The sequence below is a fragment of the Streptomyces sp. NBC_01450 genome, assembly GCF_036227505.1.
GTDB lineage: Bacteria > Actinomycetota > Actinomycetes > Streptomycetales > Streptomycetaceae > Streptomyces.
Map to the genome: position 1 here is coordinate 203,942 of NZ_CP109482.1, position 22,020 is coordinate 225,961.

The window sequence follows — 22,020 nt, forward strand, 5'->3', positions numbered from 1 at the left end:
GGACGTGAGCCCAGGGAGAGCAGAGCCAGGTGGCAGGCAAGAGCAAGATGAGCAACAGGTACACCGAGGAGTTCAAGCGTGACGCTGTCGCGCTGGTCCGCTCCTGTCCGGACCGGACGGTCACAGAGATCGCCCGGGAACTGGGCGTCAGCCCCGAAGGGCTGCGCGGTTGGGTCAACCGCGACAAGGCCGACCGAGGTGAGGGCAAGCCCGGCGAGCTGACCTCGACCGAACGCGAGGAACTCAAGCGGCTCCGCAAGGAGAACGCCGAGCTGCGCATGGAGAAGGACATCCTGCGCAAGGCGGCCGCCTATTTCGCGAAAGAGACGATGCGGTGAGCCGTTTCCGCTTCGTTGACGACCACCGGGATGCCTTCGGCGTCAAGCGGCTGTGCCGGGTACTGGAGATCGGCCGCTCGGGCTTCTACTCCTGGCTGAAGGGCCGCCCGGCCGCCGAGGACCGCGCCGGGGCGGAGGAGGCCCTGGCGGCGGAGATCGCCGGGATCCACGCGGAGTCGGGACGTGCCTACGGCGCCCCGCGCGTGCACGCGATGCTGCGGCGCCGGGGTCGGCCGGTCAACCGCAAGAGGGTCGAGCGGATCATGCGGGAGCGCGGGATCCGCGGGATCACCCGCCGGCGGCGCTCGCTGACCAGACCGGACACCAGGGCCGTGCCGGCTCCCGACCTGGTCGGGCGCGACTTCACCGCCGCCCGGCCCGGGACGAAGCTGGTCGGCGACATTACCTACCTGCCGACCGATGAGGGCTGGCTCTACCTCGCCACGGCCATCGACCTGGCCACCCGTGAGGTGATCGGCTACGCGATGGCCGAACACCACCGCGCCGACCTGGTCGTCGACGCGCTTCGGATGGCCGTCGGCAGGGGCGGTCCGGAGGAAGGCTGCATCTTCCACACCGATCGCGGCAGCGAATACACCTCAACCCAATTCCGCTCCGAACTACGGGTGTTGGGGATGCGGCAAAGCACTGGTCGGACCGGCTCGTGCTACGACAACGCCGCCGCCGAGTCATTTTTCGCGATCTTGAAAGCGGAGATAGGGACCACCGTCTGGCCCACCCGCGCGTCGGCCCGAGCCGACGTCTTCCGCTTCATCGAGGTCTACTACAACCGCAAGCGGCTGCACTCGACACTCGGCTACCTCACACCCCACGAGATGCGCCTGAGCTACAGTCGGGACATCACCCTCGCAGCGTAGAAGTTGAGTGTCCACTCCGCCGGGGGAACTTCACGGGTGAGCATGGCGGCAGCAAGTTCGGGCTTGGTGGCGAAGTCCACGTCGTCGGGGACGTGGGTGAGCAGGCGGCGTTCTTCGTCGGCGGCCCAGTCGGCGCCCAGGTACAGGGCCCGGTCGATCGGGGCATGGCCACGTGCGGAGGCGTAGGTGAGATGGACGGCGACCTGGCACAGACCGATCCCGCCCAGCGCACCGGAGTATTGCCTTGCCGCCCCGACGGCGTCGGTGGAGGACTTCTCGTCCCCCGTCTCGTCCACGATCAACACGGCGTCGTCATCCGCGAGTTCACCGGCCGCCCAGGTGGCCGTCCGGTCGCGCACGGCGTCGTGATCCCACACGCCGCGGGACAAGAAGTGCTGCAGCCGGGACGGCGACGCGTGCCCCAACGCCTCAGCGAGCGTCCAGCAGTTGCGGGTCTCGAGCCCCGTCAGCATCGCCTCGGCCATGTCCCTGGCCAGCAGCCGCGACTCCCGTCGCGGGAAGCAGGCGGCCACCGCCGCCATCGCCGCCCTGAAACACTCGCTCCACACCCCACCGGCTATCGTGGCGCCCACGGCCACCGCGTCCTGATCTGTTGTCACAGACGATCATCATCGCGGTGGCCGTACTCGTTCCCGCGGGCACCCCATCAGGCCGCTCACCAGCACGAATCCGTCAACGATCAAGAACTACAGCTGCCGAGACTGTCAGCGACGGGTTTCCGCGGGGGTTGTTCGGGCGTGTAGCTGTTCCAATGTGCGGGCGGGTGATCCGGGTATCGGCGTGACGAGGATCCGGTGCAGGTCCAGGAGCCGTTTTGCGTCCTGGTACTGGATGGACAGGTTGGTGCGGTTGACGCCCAGTAGTTGGGCCAGGAAGGTCATGGTCACCGCTCTGCGGCGGCGCAGGATGGCTGCCAGGAGCCGGTGGGTGTGGTCCACGCTGCTGGTCTGCGGGTGTCGGTAGCTGCGTGGGCGGTGGAAGCGTCGCTGGAATGCCGCCTCGGCCATGGCGTCCCAGAAGGGTTCCGAGACCGCCACCAAATGCTCAAAGGCGGTTCGTGACATGCCGGTCAGGGCTGGATCGGTGAGCATCATGGTCAGGGCCGGGTCGGTCCGGTGAGTGGTTGCCGGCGCGTCGGGCGTTCGCGGTGGCTCGGGAGACAGTGTGTAGTTCCAGTCGCCGTGGAAGGCGTTGGGTGTGATCGGAAGGGTGTGGAACTCGGCGGGTGTGACGCTGATGCCGAGGTCGTAGCTGCCGGTGTCCAGTTCGGCCCCGATGGTTAGGCCGGTCTTGGTTGTTGTGGCGGCGATGGTCTCGAGGACGACCTGGTAGCTGGTCAGCGGTCGCCCCCGCCAGTTCGCGGTGATGTGGCAGAACATACGATGCTCTATTTTGTTCCAGTGTGTCCTGAATGCAGAGGGGAATTCGATGTAGGACGAGTTACTCGAAGCAGTGCTGCGTGACCGATGAAGGATTGGCCCTTCGAAGTCGCCCTGCGGGGGGAGACTTCAAACCGCCTCATGCCGCGTTAGCCGAAGACTGTCGTGGTGAGCGATGAGGAAAAGGCGTCCAAGAGGCGTCAGGTGGGGATCAGGGAGACGAACGCAAGTGAATCGTTGCTGACGTGTCGAAAAGATTCCGACGACATCAAAACCGGGGAGCTTGGAACCGTCCCGGGATAAGCCTGGCGGGAGCCCGTCGACTGGCCAGGCGGTGTCCGGCATGGAGACGACGTGAACCTGATCTGCTGCGGTCATGTGGAACTGGAGAAGGCGCGTACCGATACAGCCCGTCCTGGTAGGGGCGCGCGAGAGGGAGCACCCCGAGCGGTTGTGCCGTGAAGGGGCCGAGTACCGATGCGGGACGCGCCGGCGGACCGGCTCGTAGTAGTGGAGAAGCCCCTATAACGGGGGTGGAGCGAAGGGGCCGGGTCGTCCGTGACTGAGTTGATCGCATCAACCGGACGGTGTCCGGGAGGAGTTCGGTGAGCCAGTTGAAGTCGCAGGCCAAGCCGTTTGAGATTTCTAAGTGGGAAGTCAAGGAAGCATGGGAGGAAGTCAGGGCTAACAAGGGGGCACCGGGAGTGGACGGACAGAGCATCGCCGACTTCGAGAAAGACCTGAAGAACAACCTCTACAAGGTCTGGAACCGGATGTCGTCGGGCTCCTACTTTCCTCCGCCGGTGCGTGCGGTGGCCATTCCCAAGCCACATGGAGGCGGCGAGAGAACCCTCGGGATTCCCGCCGTCGCTGATCGTGTGGCTCAGGCCGTCGTGGCCCGGCATCTGGTGCGGAGGGTGGATCCTATTTTCCATCCGGACAGCTTCGGATACCGGCCCGGACGGTCCGCCTTGGACGCCGTGGAGAAGTGTCGGGAACGCAGCTGGAAACGGGACTGGGTTGTCGAGTTCGACATCTCCCAGTTCTTCGACAGTGTGCCCTGGGACCTCCTGGTCAAGGCGGTGGTAGCGCACACCGACGCCGTTTGGGTGAAGCTGTATGTGCGGAGGTGGCTTGCTGCCCCGCTCAAGATGCCCGACGGCACCCTGCTGGAACGGAAGTGCGGGACGCCACAAGGAGCCCCGGTTTCTCCCGTTTTGGCGAACCTGTTCCTGCACTACGCGTTCGACGTCTGGATGGCCCGGGAGTTCCCTGCTGTCTCGTTCGAACGCTATGCGGACGATGCGGTCGTGCACTGCGTCACCGAGCGCCAGGCCCACCAAGTGCTGGCCGCGCTCTCGGACAGGATGGCCGAGGTCGGGCTGTGTCTGCACCCGGCCAAGACCCGGATCGTGTACTGCCGGGACGGATTGCGGCGCGGCTCGTACGAGCACACGTCTTTCACGTTCCTGGGGTTCACGCTCCAACAGCGCCAGATGCGGGACAAGAACGGCCGCATCAGATGGTCGTTCCGTCCCGCGGTCAGCAGGGACGCCCTCAAACGACTCGGCGAGGAGGTCCGCTCCTGGCGGCCTCACCGGCGGGTCAACCTCACCGTGGAAGAACTCGCGCAGCGGATCAATCCGATCGTCGCGGGCTGGATGCAGTACTACGGCCGGTTCTATCGATCGGCCTTGTATCCAATTCTGATGCGCATCAACGCCTACCTGGTGCGCTGGCTACGCAACAAGTACAGACGGTTTCGCGCGATGAGGAAGGCCATCGCGGCCTTCCAGAGGGCAGCCAAGCGCCGCCCGGGGATGTTCGCGCAGTGGAGATGGATCAGTTCCCCCTCCTTGGCCTGGTGATCAGGACGACAAGAGCCGTATGACGAGAGATCGTCACGTACGGATCTGTGGGAGCCGGAGGGTGTGACTCCCTCCGGCTACCCGACTTTCGAAGTTCCGGGAGGTAGGTGACAGACCGTGATCTCCAGGCCGCTCTCTCGTGCGAAGGTGGCAAGGTTGCTTTTCCAGGTCCAGCGGCGGGGGTCGTTGGAGCCGCCGGAGTCGGCGGTGATCAGGAGCCTGCCGGCATTCGGGTGGTCCGCCTGTCCGCGGTGCTGCCACCAGCGTCGGATGGACTCCACCGCGAACTGGGCGGTGTCGTGGTCGGTGCCGACGTTGACCCATCCGCTGTTGTTGGCAATGTCGTAGATCCCGTAGGGGATCGCCATGGGCTGGTCGTTGGTGGTGAACGTGTGGCAGTCCACCTTGATCGCGTTCTTGCCCGGCCGCCAGGTGCGACCGGGCCGGTCCCGGTTGCCGAGCCATTCCTTGGCCTTGGTGTCGACGCTGATCACCGGCTGGGCGTCGTTGAGGAACTCGGTAGCGGTGGCATTGAGGTGGGTGAACTGGGCATCGCGGTCCGGATGGCTGATGCCCTCTGTTGTCTTCGCGGTTCCCTGCAGGCTGTAGCCCAGGGTGTGCAGCAGGTGTCCGACGGTTGAAGCGCTGATCGGGTGGCCCTGTGTGGTGAGGGTCGAGGCCAGGGCCCGTAACGACAGCGTGGTCCACCGCAGCGGGGAGACGGGGTCGCCTCGGGTGTGTGGCTCGATCAGCGACTCCAGCGCGGGCAGCAGACCGGAGTCGGTGTCTGTCAGCCGCTTGCGGCCGGCGCCTGGAGCCCGAACCCGTCGGGTCGGTGAGGAGCAACCGGCCAACTCGGCGATACCTCGCGCGATGGTGGCAGTGCTGGTGCCGGAGGCGGCGGCGACCCGGACGATCCCGCCGTGGCCGAGGGCCGTCGCCTCACTGGCCAGGTACAACCGACGGCGGCGCTCATCGAAGTGCGGCAGGATTTGCTCGAACTTAGTCCGCAGAGCACGGGTGGCAGCGCGGCCTGACAGACACGGGGTCATATCTCAGACTCCCACCAACACCCCTCTGCCGAGCACTTATTGAAATACGGGCCCCCGGCCGCACCGAGAACTGCCAGATCGGCGTCTTCGCCGCCTACGCCAGCACGGCCGGCCGCGCCCTGGTGGACCGGGAGTTGTACCTGCCCAAGTCCTGGACCGACGACCGTGACCGCTGCCGCGCGGCGAAGATACCCGACGAGCGGGAGTTCGCCACCAAGAACACCCTCGCGGCGACGATCGTCCGCAGGACACTGTCCTCGCCGCTGCCGATCGCCTGGGTGACGGCGGACGCCGCCTACGGACAGGACAACCGCTTCCGCCGGATGCTGGAAACATCCGGCGTCGGCTACGTGCTCGCCGTTCCGAAGTCCCAGTTCTCGCTGGCTGGCCCACGCATCGACAGGGTGTTCGAGCAAGCCCCCGCCCAGGCGTGGGAGCGCCGTTCCTGTGGCGCGGGAGCGAAGGGGCAGCGCGAGTACGACTGGGCGGCTGTGCAGTTGCGCCCGGTGGCTGAGTACGACCACCAGGACGGCGTGCTGACCCGTCGACGGTGGGCGCTGGCACGGCGCAGCGTGAACCGCCCGGACGAGATCTCCTACTACCTCGGCTATGCGCCGCTGGATGTCGGTGTGGACGTGCTGGTGCGGGTGGCCGGGCTCCGGTGGGCGATCGAGATGTGTCAACCACACTGCACACATAGACGTCAGTCGTCTGCTGGCGGTGCGTCCGGGGCGTTTTGCCAGTAGCGGTGGGTGTACCAGCCTGGTGGGCGTGCGCGGCGTTCTCGAAGAGCGGCGAGCTCGTCGGGGTCGGCGTGGAGGATCCAGCGGTGGGGTGGGACGGACAGGCGCCGTCCCTGGACCCAGCCTTTGCTTGCCCAGGCGTGCAGGGTGATCGGTGGCATGCCGAGTTCTGTGGCGAGGTCATCGAGCCACCACTCCTGGGGCCCGGGTTCCTCGCCGGGCGGGGTGGCGGCTCGGCGTCGGCGGTTCGGTGGGAAGCCGAGCTGTTCCAGGAGGTGCTCGATGGCGCGGATACCGATCGTGTCGCTGCCCTTGGCCGGGCGGAACCCTTCAGCGGCCAGAATCCGTGCGATCGGCCGGGCCCGGTGGCCCTGCTGGGCGAGTTCCCGGATGCGTGCGACGAGTTGGGGGTAGTAGCTGAGTTGCTCCAAGGTGCGCACGGCGCGGATCGCGGTGCCGGTGGTGGTGTGCCCGCCGGCCCAGGTGAGTGTGCAGGTCACCTGCTCGCTCTCGCCGACGATCGCGATGGTGACCTTTTCCAGGACGGCGCGGATGAGTTCCTTGCGATCCGTGTCCGTGGTGCTCTCAGCCCGCCAGAGGGCGGGGACGTCGGCCGCTTTTGCGGTGATCGCCTCGCGCTCGGCACGGGTCAGCGTGGCCGGGCGGGCCGCGGTGAAGCGTTCGTAGTCCTCACGGAGTTGCTGCTGGGCGGCGAGGGCGTGTTCCCAGTCGTGTTCCAGCTGGCGTACGACCAGGCGGTTTTCGGGTTCGGCGAGGCGATAACACCGGCGGGCCCGGTCGGCAGCGATCTGCGCGCGTTCCAGGCGCTGGCGCCAGATGCGGTCCACCCGGGCCCGGTCGGCCTCGATCTGTTCGGCCGCGTGCAGGGAGACTTCGAGGGCGGCCGGGGCGAGGGCGGCCAGGACCTGCTCGGTGACGAACATGTCGATGCCCCGGCCTGCCATCCTCTGGCAGAGTGGGCCGCCGTAGTCGGTGAGCGCGCGAGCGCAGCCGTAGTCGGGCGTCTTCACGCCGCCCCGGACGTGGTAACGCACGGTCATCCGGGTCCCGCACCGGCCGCAGTGCACCAGGCCGGACAACAGTGCGGTGCCCCGTCGGACCGCGCCGGGCTGCTCGGCCCTGGCAGCGTTGGCGGCGAGCCGGGCGAGGTTGGACCGCCAGATCTCCTCGCTGATGTAGGCGGGCAATGCGCCCGGGATCATCACCAGCCACTGGTCCTCGGCGGTGACAGTCTTGCCGCTGCCCGGCCGGCCGGGAATCTTGCGCCTCGGATCAACACGGCGCCGGCCATAGGCATAGATGCCGGCGTAGATCGGACTGCGCAGCATCCACTGCAAGGTGGGACGGGTGGGACGCCGGAAGACAATCTCGCCCTTGTCCGGTCCGGATCGGGCCCGCATGGGCAGGTCAACGGCATTGTCGACGAGATAGCGCAGTACTCCGTAGAGCGTGCCGAGTTCGGTGAACTTCGCGAAGACCAGTCGGACCACGGCCTGGATCTGCTCGTCCGGGTCCAAGACGGCCTCGCCCGAGGGACGGCGCAGATATCCCATCGGCAGGGCGAACGACAGCTCGCCGCGGCGGGCCTTGTTGACCTTCCCGGCCTGCATCCGCTGCTTGATCAGATGGAGTTCAACTTCTGACATCGTCCCCTTCAGACCCAGCAGCATCCGGTCATTGTGGTCACCGGGGTCGTACACGCCGTCGGTATCCGCCAGCAGGGCGCCCGAGAGCGCGCACAGCTCCAGCAGCTGATAGAAGTCCTTACCCGAGCGTGCCAGACGGGACATCTCGATGCCCAGTACCAGCCCGACATGCCCCAAGGAGACCTCACTGACCAGGCGTTGGAAGCCCGGCCGCGCTATCGCGCTGGTCCCGGACTTGCCCAGGTCATCATCGATCACCAGCACCCTGCCCGCCTGCCAGCCCAACGCGACCGCCCGGTCGGTCAGCGCATACTGCAACCGCGTGGACTCACCGTGGTCAAGAACCTGCTGGCGGGTCGACTGACGTACGTACACGACCGCGAGTGCGTCGCGATGCCGCCCGGTCACCTTCCCGTCCAACCGTTCCCAGGGCATCAACACCGTCACGAGGCCGACCCCTCATCCCTCGGAACGGCCAGATCCCCGGCCGCGGGAATCGTGTCCGCCGGAAGAGTCCGGCCGACCAGCGCCGCCAGCCAATACAGCGCGGCCTGCCGGTTCACCGCCGGCAGTGCCGCCCACACACTGTCGTCCGCCCGCCTCGGGGCCGGTATCTGGGGCAGCTGCCCCCTCCGTCGTCCATGACGACGCCTCCGCTTGATCGCTCGCACGGGCCTGCAGCCGCTCGATCACCGCGACCAACCGCAAAAGCCCCTCACGTGCAATTATCGGCTCGTCTACTGCCTGATACACCTTCATGTGTGCATTCTGGCTGGCAGATTGAGGAGTGTTTCCAGGCGGCGAAGAACGAGTGCGGCCTGGACCAGTACGAAGTGCGCCGCTATGTCGGCTGGTACCGGCACATCACGCTCGCGATGCTCGCGCACGCCTTCCTCACGGCGATGACCGCGCAGGAGGGCGAAAAGGGGGCTGCACTGGTGAGGAGGCTGAGGTCATCGAACTCACCGTGGCGGAAGTGCGGCGACTCCTGGCAGCTTGCACTCCCCGGCACCCCCGTGCCCCCACTCACGCGCTGAGTTGGTCGAGCTGGCGCCGACGGCGCCAGGCGGTGGCCCGCCACTGCCACTACCGCCGTCGCGGGCACTCCTTCGAGGGGCGGACAGGCAGAAACCGCCCGTGACAACTGCCCGCCCGCTACACTCCCACCGCTCGGCGTTTCCCCAGGTCAAGCCACGAAGTACTGCTGGAGTACTAGCGTTCTGTCCAGCAGGCCGAACGCCTTCGACGATGCGGTAAGCACTGCTTCGGCAAGGCTGCGAGCTGGGCGTACGGATGCCTGTGGCCCTGGTGGGCGAGCGTGGGCAGGGATTGCCGATGTGGTGGCGGCTGCGGTCTCGGTGCCGGGCCCGGCGGACGCCCCCGGGGGGTACGGCGGTGACCCGCACCGGATCGTCGGTGCACCAGGGTGCCCGACTCACCGGGTCGGGTGGGTCGTGTGGGCGTGGGGGGTCAGCGGGCGGCTCGGGCCGCCTGCTCGCGCATCTCCGCGAGGTCCAGATAGGCGGCCGAGCCCGGGCATTCCGTGGCCGTCCAGTCTCGGTGACCGCCGAGAGCGGGCCCCTTGGTGACCCTCCCGGATGTGGGATTGTGGTAGGTGATCCGGGCCCTCGGGTCGAGGTCGTGCAGATGGGCGAGTGCGCTCGTCAGCCGGATCAAGGAGGCGCGCATCCGCGCTGAGGGCTTGTCCTTGACGAAGTTCCCCAGCAAGGCGATGCCGATGTTGCCGGGGTTGTAGCCGTAGGTGTGGAACCCGGTTACCACCTCGTTGCGGGTGTTATGTGCGGGGATCCCGTCCTCGCCGCTGTACCGCCCCTCGTAAATCGTTCCCTGACGGTCGATCAAGAAGTTGTAGCCGATATCGCCCCAGTCGTTCGCGACGGCGTGCTGTTGGTAGATGGCGCGCACGGTGGCCGCGGGGTCGGGATCGTCGAGAGGGGTGGCGGTGTGATGGACGGTGATCGCCTGGGCCCGGGAGAACTGGGCGGGCGACGACTCCCGGCCGTCGGCGGTCAGCCGCTTCGCCTCGTCGGCGCCCCAGCCCGCCCGGTGTACCAGCCCCTTCGGGGGGAAGGAAAGGGGCCGTGATCCGCCCGCCGCGGAAGGCTTTGCGGAGGCAGAGGCGGACGGTGACGCGGAGGTGCGGGCCAGGGCGGACGGGGACGTGGTCGGCAGCGGAGTGCCCGTCGCCGCGTCGACGCGCGGCTTGAACCGCCCGGCGTTGATGGCGACGGCCTCGATCACCATCGCGTCGCTGTTGACGTCGAGTTGGTAGCCGTAGCCGCCGTCGCCCGGGACCATTGCCTGGCTCATGGGACCCATGGCCCCGGGTTTCATGCCACAGGGACAGCCCGCGACGACGTCCTGCCATGCCCCGGGTTTCTTGTCCTGGTCGAAGGTCCGCAGACGCACGCCGTGCGCAGAACCGGTCCAGGTGAGACCGATCCATGTGATCGGGAAGGATGTCCGCTCCACACCGCGCCCCACCGAGGTGGTCTTCGCCATGCGGACCTGGGGCAGCAGGTTCCTGTGCGGCCCCGAGCGGGCGCCCGGTGCCGCTGTGCCGTCCGCGGCCCCGTCACCGGAGCCCGTGCCGAGCAAGGACACTCCGGCGGCCACGGAGCCGGCGGCCACGGAGCCGGCCACCGCGAGGAGGCAACGGCGGGAGATCCATCGGCTGCGCTCTGGCTGGGGCCAGTCGTCCTCGTGCATGCTCTTCACCCTCAGATTCGTCAAGACAGTCGTACATCGACACCTACGGCGCTGCGCGGAAGGCGAGTTCACTTGTTCTCTCCGCGCCCAGGGCGGGCGTGACAGAGCCGGAAGAAGCGCACTTCGAGCCAGGGGGTGAGGTTCCGGCCAACCGCGAGGGGGGATCGAACTGTGACGGGTTGGCTCCCGTAGTAGCGACGGGTGACCGATCCGGCCGGCGGGTCACTGTCCGCGCTCCCGTGGTGAGCGGTGGTCCGTACTGGCCTCCGGCGCTCCGGGGCGCGGTGCGCCAGTGATCCGTCACCGACACCTAGAGGTTGTCCCGTATGGGGTTTGTGTTATCCCGTGAGTGCCATGTTGTGGAGGCGGGCGATGCCGAGTGCGGCTTGGTGGACCCCGTTGCCCTTGAGTCGGCAGTCCCGCAGAATCTTCCAGTTCTTCAGCCGGGACAAGGCGTGCTCGACGCGTGCCCGAGCGCGGCGGTGGACCGAGTTCTCCGCTTCCTGCACGGGACTCAGATGCTCTTGACCACGACGTTTTCGGTGCGGAATGAGCAGCCCGGTGCCCTGGCAGCCGCCATCCGCGATGGTGGGGACACCGCGGCAGACCCGGTCGACTCCGGACTCGCTGAAAGCCCGGCAGTCGTTGCGACTGCCGGGCAGCGGATCGCCGATCGCCACCACCAGGCGGCTGTTGGCGTCGATGACCACCTGCAGGTTCGTCGAGTACCGGTAGTTCTTGCTCGAGGCCGCGATGCTGCGGTCTCGCGTGGGGACCAGGGTGCCGTCGACGATGTAGACGGTGTCTTCCCGTTTGCGGCGGGCCGGTGAGATCGCCAGCAACGGTGTGAGATGGTCCAGAATCCGGTCCGCGGCCGACTTGGAGACCCCGAACAGCGGCGCCACCTGCCGCAACGTCAGATTCGTGCGCCAGTACGTCGCCACCAGCAACACCCGGTCCTCGAGCGGCAACCGCCACGGCCGGCCTCGCTGGATGTCACCACCGCGCCGGCGCACCAGCGCGACGAGCCGGTTGAACTGCTCCGGACTCAACCCGACAAACGGCTCGATCCACTTCGGATCATCCGCTGAGATCACCCCACCCATGATCGGACAACGCCCCAACAGCCACACCGGTTACGGGACAACCTCTAGCTTGTTCTTTACCTTCCGTCGGCGTCGTAGGGCGGGGACGGAAGGTTCCAGACTGCGTCTGACCGGCTGACGATCTTTCGAAGTTCGCGGGCGCTTCGTGGCGATACAGCCTGTATCACGATGTCGAGGAGAGCTCGGGCTTCGAGAGGGTCGCCGCAGCAGTACCAGTGCACGTTGCCCCACTCGTAGTCGTGCCACAGAGCACGCTCGGGCTGGTGGACGTAGTCCTTCCACAGGCCCACAGCCGTGCTGACGTCGCCCGGCTGCAGATAGTTTCGGGTGCGCTCGAGTTCGATGATCTCGGACAGCGCACGCGAAGACAGGCCGTCGATGACCGGCCGTGCACCCGTTGCCCGGTGGCTGCCGACGCCGCCGGCACGGATCCGTCCTGGCCGCCTACGCGGCATGGACCTTTCGGTTCGTCGTCATGCGGTACATGGTGCCACGGTCTCGAATGGCATCTCGAACGGATTCGCTCACCCGGGTATTCGCCGGACGTGGGGGCGGCCTTCGTCTGATCCTGTGCTCCGACCAAGGTGCACGTGACCACGACGAAGGCCGTGAGGGTGAGTCTGCTGCCTGATGTCCGGAGGGAAGCGTTGGCGGAGGCATCACGCTTCCGGGGCGAGTTCTACGCATGCCTGACCGCGCGGCGCGACGAATTGTTCGAGTTGGTGGACGCGGTGCTGTGTGCGGACGGTGCGGTGAAGTTCCTTGTTCTTCAACTCCTGATCGACGATCTGTCGGGTGATATGCACGTTCTCCTGGAAACTGTATGATGTTCGAGCGGTACTCCATCGCGGCACTTTCCATATACGCCCGGTCGCCTGGATCATTGGACCTGAAACGCGCTTCCCGACTACTCACTTCACTCTCGATACCGCTCCTAATTGTTGCGATGAATTGGTCCTGGTTCGCACGGACCGTAGCCAGCCCGGTCTTCGCCTCATGAATAATTCCCCGGCCGTCCAGGACGACTTTCTGGAACCTGTAGGTGTCCACATCGGCGCGGGCCGTGTTCATTTTCCGCTCTCGGGCCCCGCTTGACGCAAGGAATCCCATGACGCTCTGCTTGGCCAGCCGTTCGACTACCGCGGGGGTCCACTCCTCTGGAATATAGACCGCTCCTTCAGGACTCAGATTCCTGCTCCCCCTCCAGCTTTTCACTGCCTGAGCGTAGTAATCGGCCAACCGCTCGTCTTCGTCCGGCATGCCCTGCTCCTTTCTCCGCGTCCCTCGTGACTTCCGACTCCTTGTGGGCATCGCACAAGGCGCTACGGGTGTGCCGTCCGGTTTGGTTCACACCGCTTCTCCGCACGGCGGCTGGCCGGACCGACAGCGGCGCGTCTTCTGCGGCGGTGCTTCCTCCGGGGGCGGTACGGCGGTGCGCCGGAGTGAACTGGCCACTCGGCGCGCGCGTTACTCCGCATGAGGTGTCCCGTCGGTCAGCGGGACGGGGACGGTTCGGCGGGAGTTGAGGAGCGTGAAGCGATGAGTGGCACCAGTTCGAGTACAAAGGTCGCGGCGGCCGTGGGAGGTATGGGCTGCCTCGCGATTCCGTTCGGCGGAGTCATCATGATCGGCGCCATTGTCATCCTCGGCGGATTCACCGTCCTGCTCTTCCCCATCGTCATCATCTACATGTTCTTCCACGGTCTGTCGTTCTCCGGGCTGTCCGGTGTGGGCGACCCGACGAGTGACCTCTCGTCCGCCGAGCAGCGCTGCGAACAGGCGGAGAGGGACACTCTGGACTCCGATCCCGAGGCCGCCTCCGAGAGAGCCTCGAAGATCATCACCGGGGACGGCCTCGGGAAACTGGAGGTGACCCCGCCCGACGGTGCCGAGGACAACGGAGACCAGCCCTGCACCGTCCCCGCCGAACTCTTCGACAACATCAAGGACGCGGGCGGCATCTGCGATTCCATCGGGCCCGTGATCATCGCCTCCCAGATCGAGTACGAGTCGGGATTCAACGACGATTTCATCGGCCTGGACGGCGCCCGGGGAATGTCCCAGGTCCCGCAGGACGCGTTCAAGAGAATCGCCGGGGAGAACGCGGACCCGACCGACTCCGACGTCTCGATCGAGACGCAGGGAAAATACCTGTGCGAGCTGTCGGGAGAGATCCGCGGCATGGTGGACCGGCAGGAGGTCTCGGGCGACGTCCTCGATCTGACCCTGGTGGCCTATCACGGTGGGCTCGAAGCGGTGCGCCAGGCAAAGGGGATACCGCCGACCGACGACGCCCAGAAGTACGTCACCGGGGTGCGGACCTGGTTCGCCTCCATGGAGGGCGTAGGGCCGATTCCCCGGAAGCTGAGGAGCGTGGCCGCCCTCCACGACGGCGGCGGAGCGCAGCTCGCACCGGGCGCGACGCCTGCACCCACCCCGACTCCGCAGCAGTGAAGGACACCGTGTGATGAAACCGACGTTGGCGTACCTCTCCGACGACGCGATCTCCCGTGAGGGCGCGGAGGCGTACTTCCGTTCCTGCCCCCGCGTCCGCGTCGTCACACCGGGCCGGGCCGCTCACGCGTCCGTGCTCGTAATGCTGGCGGGTGAGGTCACCGACGCCATGCTCACCGACATGGAGACGGCCGCGCGCACCAGCGTGCACCCCGACATGCGGATGGTGCTGGTGGCCGAGTCCGTCAGCGAAGCCCAACTGGCCCGCGCCGTACGGTGCGGACTGGTCAGCGTGCTGCTGGCGTGCCACGACGTGTATGTGACGGCGGCTTCCTCCGGGACCTCGCAGCCGAGGCCACCCGCACCTCAAACCGGATACGCGGCCTGCTCGCCCAGTTCCATCCCAGCCTGGAACGCGTCCTCGGACCGCGCCTGGACGACCCCGTGGTGACCTGGCTGCTGGAACGCTACGGATCCCCGGCCAGCTTGCGAAAGCCCGGCCGCCGCGAGGTGATCCGGCCCAGGGCTCCGCGCATGGCTACCCGGCTGATCGACAACGTCTTCGACGTGTTCGAAGAGCAGACCGTCGTGGTCCCGGACACCGGTCCCCTCGACGTCGTGCCCCCTCCCTGGCACGCTCGCTCGCGGCCGTCCACGAACAGGGACGAGCCCTGGAAGCGCAGATCGGACAACTGCTGGAGGCTCACCCTCTTTCCACCGTCCTGACGTCGCTTCCGGGGGTCGCGGTCCGCCGCCACCTTGCTGGTCACCGTCGGCGACGGCACCGGCTTCCCCACCGCCGCTCACCTGGCCTCCCGGCGAAGTTCCTGTCCACGTTCGCCGCCCTGCACGATCCCGCCACCCGCGCCTACTACAACCGATGCAGGGCCCGCAGGAAGAGCCACACCCAGGGGCGGGTGTTGTGCGACCGGGGTGTGGAGTTGCTCGGGGCGGGTGAGCTCATTTGTGAGCCAGGTGTTGTTGAGGGTGATCAGGCTGTCGAGTTCGGGATCTCCCGTCGTGGCGGATCGCCGTCGGTCCGCTGTTGTTTCGCGGTCGAGGTGGTCGGAAGTTGCCATGCGGCCCTCCGGGGTAGGGGTGGTCCCTGTCCGGGCGGACGGGGCACGGGGGCGTCCAGCGGGCTGGTGCCGGCCATGTCGTGTGAGCGATGGCTTTCAAATGCTGTGTGACGGATGCCGGTTGCTCCCATTGAGCGCTACGTGCTCGCTGTGTGATCCAGTTCACCGAGCGAAGCGGACACCCAGGACGGACTCGGCGCGGCCGGGGCGTCGGCCTGGCGCCGGTGGGTCTTGAGCCGTGGTCTCAGCAGGCCCGGCACGGAGGACGCACGCGACGGCATGGGAGCGGTTGCGGAGGCCGAGTCGGGCGAGCGTGCCGTGCGGGATGTTCTTTGGGTGCGATCCAAGTAGTTGAGCTTGCGGGCGATCTGGGGTGTCTCCAGTCCGTTGGAGAGCATGCGCGGGATGTCCCGCTCCCGGTCGGTGATGCTCAGGACGGTCGTGTCACCGGTCCCGGACGCGGCGCGCAGCATCGTTCTCGTCTTCCGGATTGAGGTTCCCCCGAGATGCGGAGTGTGTTGACAGAGGGTCAGATGGGACTCATGAGAGGAACATCGACCATGGCTGCCCCCAGGAAGTACTCGCTGGAGTTGCGTGAGCGTGCGGTGCGGATGTACCGCACCGCCGAACCGAAGCCCCAAATCAAGAAGCTCGCCGTCGACCTCGGCGTGCATCCGGAGGCGCTGCGCGGCTGGATCCGCCAGGCCGAGGCGGACGCCGACGAGCGGGATGATCGGCTGACCACCGATGAACGCGCCGAACTTGCCGCGCTGCGCAAGGAGAACATCCAGCTCAAGCGGGCAAACGAGGTCCTGCGGACGGCCTCGGCGTTTTTCGCGGCGCAGCTCGACCCGACCCGGCCCAGGTGACGGCGCTCGTTGACGAGCACCCGCACCTGGGGGTCGAGTGCGTACTCCGGGAACTCTCCATCGCCTCCTCGACGTACTACCGCTGGCGTCGTGCCGAGCGCGAGCCGTGCGAACGCCGGCGCCGGGACGTGGAACTCACCGGGCAGATCAAGGAGATCCACGCCGACTCGGGCGGGATCTACGGCTCGCCGCGCGTGCACGCCGTGCTCAAGCGCGAGGGCGTCCGCGTGGGCCGCAAACGGGTCGAGCGCCTGATGCGCGAGGCCGACATCGCGGGCATCAGCCCCCGCCGAAGCGGCTTCACACGCCGCGATCCCAAGGCCACACTCGCCCCGGACCTGGTCGAGCGGGACTTCACCGCATCCGCGCCGAACCGGCTGTGGGTCACCGACCTCACCATGATCACCACCGGTGAGGGGCCCTTGTGGCTGTCCGCGATCCGGGACGCGTTCTCCCGCCGGGTGGTCGCCTGGGAAACCTCCGCCCGCGCGGACGCCGACCTGGTCCTGACCACCCTCGAGTACGCCCTCGCGAGCCGGGAGGTCGAACCGGGCAAGCTGGTCCACCATGCCGATCACGGCTGTCAATACACATCCGTGAAGCTCACAACTCGACTACTACGAGCGGGAGTTGAAGCATCCATGGGCTCGGTCGGGGACAGTTACGACAACGCTCTCGCGGAGAACCTGTGGATGATCATCAAGACGGAGTGCATCCGCGGCCGCGTCTTCGCCACCCGGGCCGAGGCGAATCTCGCGCTCTTCGAGTACATCGACGGCTTCTATAACTCCCGGCGCATCCAGAAGCGGCTCGGCTACCTCAGTCCGGTCGAGTTCGAGGAGAAGCACTACGCCGACCAGGCAACGGCCGAACGAACGAACCTGAAACCCCGTCAACCCGCCCTGACCAGCTGATCAGCACCTCCCGCACACCGGGGGAACCTCAGATGAGCGCGGTGGCGAGGTCCTGGGGGAGTACGGCCGGCCTACATCTGGGCCGTCACCGTTCTGTCGAATCTGGCGCCTGCCGGGGCCCTCGTGCTCCGGGAAGGGGTGAACCCCTGTGCCGACGTCGACGTAGTCGACAGATATAGCGGGTTCGGCCGCCTTCGACGCACGGCGCGGCGGCATATGGGGAAGGAGCGGACCCACGTTCACGCCAAGTGTGGAGAAGGCGGCCTCCGAGGGCGGCGCCTGATGCTTGCTGAGCGTCCCGTCAGGTCGCGTCAGGAAAGAGTCAGCGAGGGACCGGCACGGTTGACCGAAACGATCGCCGATCTGGAAGGCCTTGCGCCCATGAGTATGACGGTGCCCACGCCGACCCACGCGTCCAACACCCGCCCGCCCCTTGTGCCCGAGCCGCCGGCCGCCCGCGCCGAGGGGACGGCCTGGACCTGGGCGGTGGCGCTGGCCCTGTGTGCCGCGTACGGCGCCGTGTCCGTACGCCTGCACCAGCGGATGCTGTCCACCGGCTACGACCTGGGTATCTTCGAGCAGGCCGTGCGTTCCTACGCGCAAGGTCACCTGCCGGTGGCGGAGTTGAATGACCCGGGATTCACCCTTCTCGGCGACCACTTCTCCCCCGTACTGGCGTTACTGGCCCCCTTCTATCGGTTGTGGCTGACTCCGGTGACCCTTCTGCTGGCCCAGGCGGTGCTCCTGGCGGTCTCGGTGGTCCCGCTGGCCCGTTTCGCGCAGCGCGTGCTGGGCCGTCCCGCCGCCGTCGTGACGGCACTGCTGTACGGCACGTCCTGGGGCATCGCCAGCGCGGTCGGCTTCGACTTCCACGAGGGCGCCTTCGCCGTACCCCTCCTGGCGTTCGGCCTCGTCGCAGTGGCCGAGGGCCGGTGTCGCGCGGCGGCAGCCTGGGTGGTGCCGCTGTTGTCGGTCAAGGAGGACATGGGGCTGACGGTGGCCGCCATCGGCTGTGTCATGGTCTGGCGCGGGTATCCGCGGCCGGGCGCCGTCCTGGCCGCGGTCGGCATGGTGGGCAGCGCGCTAGAGATCCTGGTCGTTGTACCCGCCGTGAATCCGCAGGGGGACTTCGCCTACTGGGGCCAACTGCCGACCGCCGGGGCGGAAGGCGGGAGTCCGTTGGACGTGTTGCGCCACTACACCGTGGGCGTGATCACGCCCGAACCCAAGGCGATCATGCTGCTGACGCTGTTGGCGCCCATGGCCTTTCTCGCTCTGCGCTCGACTCTGATATGGGTCTGCGTCCCCGACCTGGCGTGGCGGCTGCTGTCGGACAACCCCGCGTACTGGGGGACCGGCTTCCACTACAGCGCCGTGCTCATGCCGATCGTGTTCGTCGCGTTCCTCGAGGCCCTGCGGTACGCGGACGTCCGTCAGCGCCGGTATTCCCTGGCCGTCGGAGGCGCGGTGACGGCTCTGCTGCTGCCGCAGTTCCCGCTCGTGCAAATTTTCCAGACCAACACCTGGAGGACTGACCCGCGTGTGGCGCAGGCCCACCGCGTCCTGGAACGCATCCCCACTGGGGCGACCGTAGCCGCTTCCAACCGGCTCGTGCCGCACCTGACGGACCGGGCGCAGGTGACGGTGTTCGGGTTTCCCGGCAGTCGTCCCGACCCGCAGTGGATTGTCGTCGACACCGCCACCCCGCAGGGATGGCCCAACTCGCCGGAGAGGGAACGGCGGTTGCTCGACGCCGCACGCGCACACGGCTACCTGACCGTGCTGGACCGCAACGGCTACCTCCTGCTGCGCCGCCGATGACGTACTAGAAACGGCGTAGCAGAAATGACGTGCCGGACAGTGGCGGCGCGCCGGCCACGGCGCGACCGCACAGCGGCTCATGAGGCCCACGAAGGAGGCTGCCGCGTATGCGAATCCTGTTGATCGAGGACGAGAAGGACCTCGCCGAAGCCCTGCACACGGGGCTGACGGCGGAGGGCTACATCGTCGACATAGCCAACGACGGGCACGAGGGGCTGTGGATGGCCCGCACCGGCGACTACGCGCTGATCGTGCTGGACCTGATGCTGCCGGGCCTCAGCGGCTACCGGGTGTGCGCCCAGTTGCGCCGCGAGGAGATCACCACCCTCATCCTGGTGCTCACCGCCAAGGACGGCGAGTACGACCAGGCCGAGGCGCTGGACACCGGCGCCGACGACTACCTGGTCAAGCCTTTCTCGTACGTCGTCCTGGTCGCCTGGCTGAGGGCCCTGCTGCGTCGCTCCTCCTCGGCGGCGCCACTGATCCTGACCGTGGGGGACCTCACCGTCGACCCGGCCTCCCGCACCTGCCGACGGGCCGGGAGCCGCGTCGAGCTCAGCCCGCGCGAACTCGCTATCCTGGAGGTGCTCGCCCGCCGGCCCGGACAGGCGGTGTCCAAGGCCGAGTTGCTGCACCACGCCTGGCCCGGCGAGGCCGTGGACCCCAACCTCGTCGAAGCCCGCGTCAGCTCTCTGCGCCGGAAGATCGACACCGTGTTCCGGCGGCAGTCCCTGCAAACGGTGCGCGGCGCCGGGTACCGACTGGTGGACGACCGTGAACAGCGAGCGTGACGACCGACACAGCGGTTGGCGGTGGCGGTGGCGGTGGCGGTGGTCGTGGCGGTGGCCATGGCCACGGTCGGTGCGCGCCCGCTCCGCCCTGGCCGCCGCGGCCGCCGCCGCGGCGGTCCTGGCCACCACCGGCGTCTGGGCGCACACCACACTGCACCGCCAGCAGGTCGGCGCCACCCATGCCCAGGCCGAGAGCCAGATGGAACGAGTGCTGGATCAGCTCTACCGGGGTGCGCTGCCCGGCGGCTTCGGCCCCCTGCCCTACGAAGTGGTCATCTCCGGCCGGTCGGCCTCCGGCGGCGCCAGCAGCGACCTGGACGAACTCGGCTCGCGGCAGAGGCACTTACTGCCCGCGCCCACCCGTTGGGACCCATGGACGATACGCACCGTCCACCTCCCGCACCCGCCCGGCACCCCGCGGACCGCGCTCACCGGCCGCACCGTCCAGGCGCTGACCGCCGACATCCAGGCCCGCGATCTCGGACACGACAAGGCCGTCAGCATGGCCATCGCCGACGACGGACTGCTGCGCGTGTACGTGCTGCTGACCTCCCCCGAGGCGGACCACGTCATGGAATCCGCCGACCGCGTCGTGCTCATGACCGGCGTCGTCGGTGTCGTCCTGGTCGCCGTCGCCGCGCACACCGCGACCCGCCTGGCCCTGCGTTCCGTCAAGGCGATCCGCACCCGCACCGCCCAGGTCACCGCCAGGCAGCCCCGGGAACGCGTCGACGTGCCCGACACCCGGGACGAGATCGCCGCCCTGGCCCGCACCATCAACGCCACCCTGGAACGCCTGGACGCGGCGGCGACCCTGCAGCAGCGCTTCGTCGCCGACGCCGCGCACGAGCTTCGCAGCCCGCTCACCACACTCCTGACCAGCCTGGAGGTCGCGCTGGCCTATCCCGACCGCACGGACTGGCCGACCGCGGTGGCCACTGCCGCACGTCACACCCGCCGTCTGCGGTCCCTCACCGAGGACCTCCTGCTCCTGGCCCGTCTGGACGCCGACGCACCCGGCACCGCTGCCACGTCAGTCGACCTGTCGGCCCTCGCCCAGCGGCTCGCCCACGAACGCGAGCAGGCGGAAGGACACCCCGATGTCCGTCCCGACACCCCCGGACCGGCATTTGTCTCCGGCAGGCCGCAGGAACTGGAACGACTGCTGCGCAACCTCCTCGACAACGCGGTACGCCATGCGACGCACAGCGTGCGTCTCACCGTCCGCGTCGAGGGGGACCGGGTCGTCACCTCGGTGTGCGATGACGGTCCGGGCGTTCCCGCAGCCGATACCGAAAGGATCTTCGAGCGGTTCACCCGCCTGGACGACCACCGTGCCCGCACCTCGGGCGGGACCGGCCTGGGACTGGCCATCGCCCGCGAACTCGCCCATCGCCACAGCGGCACACTTAGAGGTCGTCTCATTTGGTGAGTCGGCGGTAGCAGATAAGGGTGCAGGCGATGCTGGTGAAGGCTAGGAAGTGCTCGGCTTTGCGTTCGTAGCGGCGGTGCAGTCGACGGCAGCCGGCAAGCCAGGCCATGGTGCGTTCGATTGTCCAGCGGTGTCGGCCGAGTCGCTGGGAGGACTCGATGCCTTTGCGGGCGATCCGGTGGGTGATTCCGCGTGAGCGGAGCCAACGTCGCAGGTGGTCGTAGTCGTAGCCCTTGTCCGCGTGCAGCTTGGCGGGCCGGCGGCGGCGTGGTCCGCGGCGGGAGCGGATCGGCGGGATGCCTCGCACGAGGGGTTCGAGGGCTTGGCTGTCGTGCAGGTTCGCGCCGGAGATGCCGATGGAGAAGGGCAGACCGGTCCGCTCGGTGATCAAGTGGATCTTCGACCCTTTCTTGCTCCGGTCTACAGGATTCGGACCCGTCAGCTCCCCCCTTTCAGGGCCCGCATGTTCACCGAGTCGATCGCACAGCGGGACCAGTCCAACTCGCCGCGAGCACCCAGTTCGTCCAGGACCAGGCGGTGGAGCTTGGCCCAGACCCGGGCCTTGCTCCACTCGCTGAACCGCCGGTGGGCCGTCGGCCCCGAAGGCCCGAACGAAGGAGGCAACTGCCGCCAAGTACAGCCCGACGTGGACACGAAGACGATCGCCGCCAGAACCTCGCGGTCTCCGTGCCGCCGTCGGCCACCGCCCTGCGGCCGCGAGGGAGCGGGCGGCACCACCCGCACGAACAGCTCCCACAACTCATCCGGCGCCAGACGCTCAACGATCCCCACGACGCCAGACTATCGAACATCCCCAAATGAGACGAGTTCTAACGCTCGGCTCGGACGGCCCGGGAGCCTGCTTCGTCGTCCGCCTG

At 67.7% G+C, this 22,020-nt stretch carries 15 protein-coding genes and 6 pseudogenes; 12 read left to right on the forward strand and 9 right to left on the reverse strand.

What is annotated here, in order from left to right; translation table 11 throughout:
* The first annotated feature begins 47 nt into the window (after positions 1 to 47).
* Positions 48 to 1,216, forward strand: a protein-coding gene (locus OG568_RS60370; protein ID WP_329538566.1) for an IS3 family transposase whose coding sequence is annotated in 2 segments (ribosomal slippage) — positions 48 to 321 and positions 321 to 1,216 — 1,170 coding nt in all. Because the reading frame shifts where the segments join, the coding sequence is not laid out codon by codon here.
* A gap of 32 nt (positions 1,217 to 1,248) precedes the next feature.
* Here OG568_RS60370 and OG568_RS60375 read toward each other — a convergent pair.
* Together OG568_RS60375 and OG568_RS60380 are read right to left on the reverse strand one after the other, a co-directional pair.
* A pseudogene (locus OG568_RS60375) lies at positions 1,249 to 1,836 on the reverse strand (IS701 family transposase); the annotation flags it as partial.
* Between the two features lie 73 nt (positions 1,837 to 1,909).
* A pseudogene (locus tag OG568_RS60380) lies at positions 1,910 to 2,637 on the reverse strand (ISAzo13-like element transposase-related protein); the annotation flags it as partial.
* A 584-nt stretch (positions 2,638 to 3,221) separates the two neighbouring features.
* On the opposite strand from OG568_RS60380, the gene ltrA reads away from it, so the two are divergent.
* Positions 3,222 to 4,484 (forward strand): group II intron reverse transcriptase/maturase, encoded by a 1,263-nt coding sequence (gene ltrA / locus OG568_RS60385; protein ID WP_329538450.1) that lies wholly within the window; start codon positions 3,222 to 3,224, stop codon positions 4,482 to 4,484.
* A gap of 86 nt (positions 4,485 to 4,570) precedes the next feature.
* Here the strand turns inward: ltrA and OG568_RS60390 are convergent.
* Positions 4,571 to 5,536 (reverse strand): annotated as a pseudogene (locus OG568_RS60390) (ISAzo13 family transposase); the annotation flags it as partial.
* A gap of 56 nt (positions 5,537 to 5,592) precedes the next feature.
* Here OG568_RS60390 and OG568_RS60395 point away from each other — a divergent pair.
* Positions 5,593 to 6,216 (forward strand): annotated as a pseudogene (locus OG568_RS60395) (IS701 family transposase); the annotation flags it as partial.
* Between the two features lie 23 nt (positions 6,217 to 6,239).
* Here the strand turns inward: OG568_RS60395 and OG568_RS60400 are convergent.
* The gene (locus tag OG568_RS60400) at positions 6,240 to 8,393 is read right to left on the reverse strand and encodes a recombinase family protein (RefSeq protein WP_329538451.1); all 2,154 of its coding nucleotides are present in this window, start codon (positions 8,391 to 8,393) and stop codon (positions 6,240 to 6,242) included.
* Positions 8,394 to 8,719: 326 nt separating this feature from the next.
* Here OG568_RS60400 and OG568_RS60405 point away from each other — a divergent pair.
* Positions 8,720 to 8,983, forward strand: a pseudogene (locus tag OG568_RS60405) (IS701 family transposase); the annotation flags it as partial.
* A gap of 433 nt (positions 8,984 to 9,416) precedes the next feature.
* Here the strand turns inward: OG568_RS60405 and OG568_RS60410 are convergent.
* The 3 genes from OG568_RS60410 to OG568_RS60420 form a co-directional block, all read right to left on the reverse strand.
* The gene (locus OG568_RS60410; protein WP_329538452.1) at positions 9,417 to 10,676 is read right to left on the reverse strand and encodes a peptidoglycan recognition protein family protein; all 1,260 of its coding nucleotides are present in this window, start codon (positions 10,674 to 10,676) and stop codon (positions 9,417 to 9,419) included.
* A 338-nt stretch (positions 10,677 to 11,014) separates the two neighbouring features.
* Positions 11,015 to 11,782, reverse strand: coding sequence for a transposase (locus OG568_RS60415; protein ID WP_329538453.1), 768 nt, complete (start codon positions 11,780 to 11,782; stop codon positions 11,015 to 11,017).
* 56 nt (positions 11,783 to 11,838) lie between these two features.
* Entirely contained in the window at positions 11,839 to 12,237 is a 399-nt protein-coding gene (locus tag OG568_RS60420) for a hypothetical protein (protein WP_329538454.1), read from the reverse strand.
* 135 nt (positions 12,238 to 12,372) lie between these two features.
* On the opposite strand from OG568_RS60420, the gene OG568_RS62065 reads away from it, so the two are divergent.
* From OG568_RS62065 to OG568_RS60435, 3 genes and pseudogenes are all read left to right on the forward strand, one after another.
* Positions 12,373 to 12,609 carry a hypothetical protein gene (locus OG568_RS62065; protein ID WP_443078024.1) on the forward strand — a complete coding sequence of 79 codons (237 nt, stop codon included), beginning with the start codon at positions 12,373 to 12,375 and terminating at the stop codon, positions 12,607 to 12,609.
* A gap of 712 nt (positions 12,610 to 13,321) precedes the next feature.
* The gene (locus tag OG568_RS60430; RefSeq protein WP_329538455.1) at positions 13,322 to 14,236 is read left to right on the forward strand and encodes a transglycosylase SLT domain-containing protein; all 915 of its coding nucleotides are present in this window, start codon (positions 13,322 to 13,324) and stop codon (positions 14,234 to 14,236) included.
* A 327-nt stretch (positions 14,237 to 14,563) separates the two neighbouring features.
* Positions 14,564 to 15,147 (forward strand): annotated as a pseudogene (locus tag OG568_RS60435) (IS110 family transposase); the annotation flags it as partial.
* 305 nt (positions 15,148 to 15,452) lie between these two features.
* Here the strand turns inward: OG568_RS60435 and OG568_RS60440 are convergent.
* Entirely contained in the window at positions 15,453 to 15,788 is a 336-nt protein-coding gene (locus OG568_RS60440; RefSeq protein ID WP_329538456.1) for a hypothetical protein, read from the reverse strand.
* An 87-nt stretch (positions 15,789 to 15,875) separates the two neighbouring features.
* Here OG568_RS60440 and OG568_RS60445 point away from each other — a divergent pair, with 87 nt between their 5' ends.
* The 5 genes from OG568_RS60445 to OG568_RS60465 all read left to right on the forward strand — a co-directional run bounded on the left by OG568_RS60445 (position 15,876) and on the right by OG568_RS60465 (position 21,142).
* Positions 15,876 to 16,184 (forward strand): transposase, encoded by a 309-nt coding sequence (locus OG568_RS60445; RefSeq protein ID WP_329538365.1) that lies wholly within the window; start codon positions 15,876 to 15,878, stop codon positions 16,182 to 16,184.
* A complete protein-coding gene (locus tag OG568_RS60450) occupies positions 16,181 to 17,098 on the forward strand; it encodes an IS3 family transposase (protein WP_060898472.1) in 918 nt (305 codons plus the stop codon). The genes OG568_RS60445 and OG568_RS60450 overlap by 4 nt, the downstream gene beginning before the upstream one ends.
* Positions 17,099 to 17,479: 381 nt before the next feature.
* Positions 17,480 to 18,919 (forward strand): DUF2079 domain-containing protein, encoded by a 1,440-nt coding sequence (locus OG568_RS60455; RefSeq protein WP_329538457.1) that lies wholly within the window; start codon positions 17,480 to 17,482, stop codon positions 18,917 to 18,919.
* 107 nt (positions 18,920 to 19,026) lie between these two features.
* Complete coding sequence (locus OG568_RS60460) at positions 19,027 to 19,710, forward strand: response regulator transcription factor (RefSeq protein ID WP_329538458.1); 684 nt, start codon at positions 19,027 to 19,029, stop codon at positions 19,708 to 19,710.
* Between the two features lie 70 nt (positions 19,711 to 19,780).
* The gene (locus OG568_RS60465) at positions 19,781 to 21,142 is read left to right on the forward strand and encodes a sensor histidine kinase (RefSeq protein ID WP_329538459.1); all 1,362 of its coding nucleotides are present in this window, start codon (positions 19,781 to 19,783) and stop codon (positions 21,140 to 21,142) included.
* Here the strand turns inward: OG568_RS60465 and OG568_RS60470 are convergent.
* A protein-coding gene (locus OG568_RS60470; protein WP_329538568.1) for an IS5 family transposase occupies positions 21,132 to 21,928 on the reverse strand; the annotation gives its coding sequence in 2 pieces (ribosomal slippage) (positions 21,132 to 21,586 and positions 21,586 to 21,928; 798 coding nt in all). The two genes, OG568_RS60465 and OG568_RS60470, sit on opposite strands and share 11 nt — an antisense overlap.
* Positions 21,929 to 22,020 lie beyond the last annotated feature (92 nt).